Annotated in this window: 3 protein-coding genes and 2 pseudogenes; 1 reads left to right on the forward strand and 4 read right to left on the reverse strand. The window is 46.4% G+C overall.

All coding sequences use genetic code 11. The features are described 5' to 3' along the window. Positions 1-25: 25 nt before the first annotated feature. The 4 genes and pseudogenes from SU60_RS17270 to lrp all read right to left on the reverse strand — a co-directional run bounded on the left by SU60_RS17270 (position 26) and on the right by lrp (position 5,911). Positions 26-1,315, reverse strand: a complete 1,290-nt coding sequence (locus SU60_RS17270) for a replication-associated recombination protein A (protein ID WP_408058847.1) — start codon at positions 1,313-1,315, stop codon at positions 26-28. A gap of 66 nt (positions 1,316-1,381) precedes the next feature. Continuing rightward, complete coding sequence (gene lolA / locus SU60_RS17275) at positions 1,382-2,008, reverse strand: outer membrane lipoprotein periplasmic chaperone LolA (RefSeq protein WP_041156619.1); 627 nt, start codon at positions 2,006-2,008, stop codon at positions 1,382-1,384. A 76-nt stretch (positions 2,009-2,084) separates the two neighbouring features. Then, a pseudogene (locus SU60_RS22670) lies at positions 2,085-5,267 on the reverse strand (DNA translocase FtsK 4TM domain-containing protein). 149 nt (positions 5,268-5,416) lie between these two features. Further along, entirely contained in the window at positions 5,417-5,911 is a 495-nt protein-coding gene (gene lrp, locus SU60_RS17290) for a leucine-responsive transcriptional regulator Lrp (RefSeq protein WP_041156621.1), read from the reverse strand. Between the two features lie 156 nt (positions 5,912-6,067). On the opposite strand from lrp, the pseudogene SU60_RS17295 reads away from it, so the two are divergent. Further along, positions 6,068-6,349: pseudogene (locus SU60_RS17295) on the forward strand (alanine dehydrogenase); the annotation flags it as partial.

A 6,349-nucleotide genomic window follows, 5' to 3' on the forward strand; every position in this document is an offset into this window, starting at 1 on the left:
TTCAAATAAATGTATCCAAAAACGCTTACTTTTCATAGCGCTTTTGTTGGCTATTTGCGTCTAAATTAGCCAAGTAATCTAACTTTTCGCCGATTTTGGTTTCAAGGCCTCTGTTTGTCGGTTGATAGTACCGACGCTCTGCCATTTCGGGCGGCAGATACTTTTCTCCCGCCGCATAGGCGCCCGGCTCATCATGAGCGTAACGGTACTCTGCCCCGTAGCCCATGTCTTTCATTAAACTGGTGGGCGCATTTCGCAGATGATGAGGCACTTCATACTCAGGCAAGTTGTGAGCATCGGTTAACGCCTGTTTCCAAGCAACATAAACCGCGTTGCTCTTTGGCGCACAAGCAAGGTAGACGATCGCTTGAGCAATCGCTCTTTCACCTTCTGCGGGCCCAACTCGGGTAAAACAGTCCCAAGCAGACAACGCAACCTGCATCGCCCTTGGATCCGCGTTTCCAATATCTTCCGACGCAATCGCTAGTAGCCGTCTTGCAATATACAAGGGATCACAGCCCGCCGAAATCATCCTCGCAGCCCAGTATAATGCCCCATCAGGATTGGAACCACGGATAGACTTGTGAACAGCAGAGATCAAATCGTACCAAATATCGCCTTTGTTATCGAATCGAGATACTTTTTCTCCCGCGACTTCAGCCAACAACTTCAAGGTGATTTCTTTTTCTCCTTGAGCATTGTCTTCTGCCATATCGTACAGAAGCTCAAGGTAATTAAGAGACATACGTGCGTCACCGTTGACCAGCTCTGCCAATCGGTCCAAAACATTATCGGCAAAGTGGGCTGACGTATTTCCTAAACCGCGCTCTTTATCGTTGATCGCCTGATTTAAGGCTAACAAAATCTCATCTTTATCCAACGAGGTCAGCTTGTAAACACGCGCACGGGATAACAATGCGTTATTGAGTTCAAAGGAGGGATTTTCTGTGGTCGCACCAATAAAAGTGACGGTCCCATCTTCAATATGAGGTAGGAAAGCATCTTGTTGAGACTTGTTGAAGCGGTGTACCTCATCGACAAAAAGGATAGTACGTCGCCCTGCCATTTTGTTCTCACGCGCCTTGTCAATCGCAGCACGAATGTCTTTCACGCCAGAAGTCACCGCTGAAACGCGTTCAACTTCAGCATTGGCATAATTCGCCGCCACTTCCGCAAGGGTTGTTTTCCCCGTTCCCGGCGGTCCCCATAAGATCATCGAGTGAATGTGTCCCGCTTCCAGCGCTCGACGTAATGGCTTCCCCGGACCGAGGATATGTTGCTGACCAATGTATTGTTCGACCGTTTGCGGTCTCATACGTGCAGCAAGGGGACGAAAATCTTCGTCCCCTGAGAAATCTAATGTGTAATTCGTCACGACCAGTTAGTTCCTTTGGTCATCCACTTCCACACCTTTTGGAATCGTGAATGTAAATCGGTTAGCTTTAGGCTTTCCTAGCTTCACATTGCTGAATTTGAACAAGCCTTTTTGACCATCTTGTTCAATCACATTGAAGCCTTTAACAATACCTTTGGTATCGATATTGATTTGAAATCGGCCTTGTGTCGAGTCAACCGCTGTAGGGATAAGAGTAAATTCATTGCCTTTCTGCGACACTGAATAGTTGTCCCAATCACTAGCTCGATTACGAGTCAAAAGTACAAATGGAGTTTGCTCAGCAGCTTGTTCTTGCCAATAAATACTGACTTGCTCAATAAATGGACTGTAGTACCAGAGCGTCTTGCCATCTGAGATCAATAAGTTTTCATCAGGAAAGGTGGTACTCCAACGAAATAGACTTGGGCGAGAAATTTCCACAGTACCCTCGCCTTCCATCACCGTTTCGCCCTCTGGGCTGATCACCTTTTGAGAGAAATCCGCACTAAAACCTTCATTTATCGATAAACGCTTGTTCAATTCCGCTTTTGGGGTCGCAGCATTCGCGACCGAGAAAATAGAAAGACTCAATACAACTGCAGAGAAGAGTTTCGCTGAAAATGATTTTTTCATTCAAATACCTATCACGGGGTCAAGAGACCGATTATTACTCATCTCTTATATGACAGAGATGAGTAAGAGTCGTTCATTAATCTTTTGGTGGCGCGGGGGCTAGCACTTCACGATTACCGTTATGGCCTGGAGCACTAACAATACCTTGAGCTTCTAACTGCTCGACAATACGAGCAGCACGGTTATAACCAATCTTAAAGCGACGTTGAACACCAGAAACCGAACCGCGACGTGACTGAACCACATGTTCTACTACCTGATCGAACAGTGGGTCGACATCTTCATCGGCTTCCATTTGTTCACCTGGCAGTAAACTTTCTGGACCCTGCTCACCACTAATGATTTCATCGATGTAGTTTGGTTTACCACGCGCTTTCCAGTTGTTAACCACTGCGTGTACATCATCGTCCGAAGCGAATGCACCGTGTACACGAGTGGTATGGCTTGAACCCGGAGGTAAGTAAAGCATATCACCCATACCCAGCAGTGACTCCGCGCCGCCTTGATCTAGAATGGTACGAGAGTCAGTTTTGGTCGATACGGTAAACGCCACACGCGTTGGAATGTTCGCTTTAATCAAGCCTGTAATAACATCAACAGATGGACGCTGAGTCGCGAGAATCAAGTGAATCCCTGCTGCACGCGCTTTTTGTGCTAAACGAGCGATCAGTTCTTCAACTTTCTTACCAACAACCATCATCAGGTCGGCAAATTCATCAACCACAACCACGATATACGGCAGTCTTTCTAACAACGGTGGCTCAGTATCCATACTGTCGCTTCTTGCCAGAATGGATCATGGATTGGGTGGCCCGCTTCTGCTGCATCTTAAGCTTCTCATTAAAGCCTTTGACATTACGGACGCCCAATGCCGACATCAGTTTGTAACGACGCTCCATTTCACCCACACACCAACGGAGTGCGTTAGAAGCATCTTTCATATCCGTTACAACTTCAGAAAGAAGATGCGGAATGCCTTCGTAAATCGACAGCTCCAGCATTTTCGGGTCAATCATGATAAAACGCAGATCTTCTGGCGATGCCTTGTATAGCATACTCAAAATCATCACGTTCACACCGACCGATTTACCTGAACCCGTTGTACCTGCGACAAGTACGTGCGGCATCTTCGCAATGTCAGCGATGACGGCTTCACCTGCAATGTCTTGACCTAAAACCACCGTTGTAGGTGATGTGGCGTTTTCAAACTGAGGGCTGTTAATGACATCAGATAAATAAACTGTCTGACGACTCATGTTTGGCAGCTCTAGACCCACATAAGGTTTACCCGGGATCACTTCCACCACACGGACTGCCATTGCTGATAGTGCACGTGCTAAGTCCATTGAAAGGCCGGAAATGCGACTTACTTTTACACCCGGAGCTAAATCTAACTCAAAGCGTGTGATAACGGGGCCAGGATAAATACCCACCACATCAGCTTTGATCTTGTAGTCAGCCAGCTTGGTTTCTACAAGGCGCGCGACTTCTTCTAACGCATCGCGATCAATGAAATTTTCTCGCTTCTCTGGATGATAAAGTAACTCAAGTGTTGGTAGAGGCTCTTCTGGTACAGGCAAGTTCTCTTCTTGCTTCATCAAGAATGGGTTTTGCGTAGCTGCAACTTTTGCTTGTGCATTTGAGACCATTCCTTGGAATGCGGCAACATCTTGATCACCTTCGCTCACTTCTTCCACCACAGGTTCTACAACATCGGATTGTGTGGCTTGTGGCGCTGGTTCAAATGTTGCCTGAGTTGGCGTTCCAGATTGTGACTCCACAGGCTGTGCAGACATTGCCGATGGCTGCTGTGTATGGTGAGTATGCTGCGGAGCTTGCTCTGTTACAACAGGCTGAGCAGAGACATAATCATCTTCGTCATCAAGCACATCAAAGTCTGAAATGGTCGGTTCAATGTGTGCACCAGGTTCCGTATTCGCAGAGATAGTATCTAAAGACGCGGTATCAATAACCGGAGTGTCTTCCATCTCGTCTTGTATTTGTTGCTGATGTTGAGGCTGTGAGTGAGCTTGCTCAGCCGCGAAAGACTCATATGCAGCGTACTCAGGCTCAGGCTGGTACACTGGATTCTCAGCATACGACTGCTGGTACTGAGTCGGTGCCAATAAAGGATCCTGCTCTGTTGCCCAGTCGTCCGCCTGTTGCGCAGCGGCTTCTAACGCTTCAATCGTGACATCCAGTTGCTTACTTCTTTCTATGGATGGATTAACACCATCAGTGTTGACTGGCTGCATTTGAGATTGTGCTTGTGCTCGAGATTGAACAGGAGATTGCTCTTGAACCTGCGGTTTCGGTTGAGCAGACACAGGTGTCGCAGTGGGTGCAGCACTCGGACTTGGCGCTGGTTCGGCCACGGGAGGTGCGTCCCTATGGGGCTCACTTTCCACAGCAGATCGAGTCACCGTTTTTTCAGGCTGAGTTTGTGGCATGTAAATTGGGTATTCGTGTGATGCCACTTGCGGTTTAGGCTCATCAACATCATAAGCAGTAAGATGCGGTAACGTATCTTCTGCCAGTTCATCACCAGAATGCTTGTTCGTCACTTGGTCGTCAATAAACTCATCGAGTTGCGGTTCAATTGTTTCTTGCTCCGAACCTCTTACTTTGTTGCTGTCGCCCCCACTAAAGCAAGAGCACGATCACCAAGCCATTCAACGATATTTAGCCATGATATCCCTGTAAAGAGCGTAAAGCCGGCCCCCCAAAGGAAAAGTAGTACGAGAGTAGTGCCTAGGACATTCAGAGTCGGTAGGGACAAGCTGGTCAGCACATCGCCGACAACTCCGCCCGACGAGAAGTACCAAATATCATCAAAGTTGATATCGGCCAAACCGCAACTGGTCATAATCAAAACTGTGAGGCCCAGTAAACGGGTTCCCCACAGCATGAAATCAATCGGTTCATCTTCACCGCGTTTACGACAAATCACCCATGCAGCAACCGCCAGTAAAAACGGTAACGGGTAAGCGAGCGAACCAAAAGTAAAGAATAGGGTATCGGCTAACCAGGCTCCAAATAAGCCACCAGCGTTGTTAATCTCCCCTCCCCAAGCAGTTTGGGACCAAGAAGGATCGGCAGGGCTAAAAGTAAATAGTGCCACAGCGAGTAGGATCGAGCTAAGAACGCCAACGATAAAGCAGCACTCTTTTAAGCGTTGGAAACCATTTAAGCGAGAAGACTGAGGCTCTTCACTAGTTTTAATAATAGTTTCGACTTTCTTTGCGTTCTCTTTGAACATAAATCAACTTGAATATGGAAGTGAATTGGGAATTTATACATTCCGAGCGGCATTAAGCCGCTCGGTAAATTGATTTAACCATATCAAAGAGAAAAACCCAATTGTTCTCTGTCGAAAGCAGTATCATATACTGTTTTCTTTGCAAGAATTTAACGAGTTTTAATCACAAGCTGGTTAGATTGCTTCACTTCTTCCATTACAACGTAGGTACGCGTGTCATTTACACCAGGTAAACGCAGTAGCGTATCACCAAGTAATCGACGGTAAGCACCCATATCCGATACACGGGTTTTAAGAAGATAATCGAAGTCACCTGAAACGAGATGACACTCTTGGATGTCGTCTAGTTTTTGCACAGCCGCATTGAATTGCTCAAACACATCTGGCGCACCACGGTTTAAGGTAATTTCAACAAAGACTAAAAGTGATGCATCGAGAAACTGCGGATTCAGTAACGCAGTGTATCCTGTAATGTAGCCCTGACGCTCTAAGCGACGTACACGCTCCAAACATGGCGTTGGAGAAAGTCCTACTCGTTTTGAAAGCTCAACGTTCGAAATACGACCGTCTTTCTGCAGTTCATTGAGAATGTTGCGGTCAATACGGTCTAGTTCCTTGGACGGTTTTTTATAGTTGTCTACCATTTTTTATTCCACCTTATTACTTCCTTGCAAAAAAATATACTACAACTTTTTAATATTTGGTGACAAATATTGTCAATCAATAACTATACTAGTCATTAACTCGACAATAACACCCTACTAACAGTCAATACAACCATTATATAAAGAGGATTCAGGATGATCATTGGTGTACCTAAGGAAATCAAAAACCACGAATACCGTGTTGGCATGATCCCAGCGAGTGTGAGAGAACTTATCTCACATGGCCACCAAGTTATGATTGAGACCAATGCAGGTGCCGGCATTGGTTTTTCAGACGATGATTACATCGCTGTCGGCGCATCCATTCTCCCGCATGCTGCTGACGTTTTCGCGAAAGCAGACATGATAGTAAAAGTGAAAGAACCCCAAGCGGTTGAAAGAGCAATGCTCCGCGAAGGGCAAATTTTATTTACTCCC

Origin of the sequence: Vibrio mytili (genome assembly GCF_000830505.1) — a bacterium.
Classification (GTDB): Bacteria; Pseudomonadota; Gammaproteobacteria; order Enterobacterales; family Vibrionaceae; genus Vibrio; species Vibrio mytili.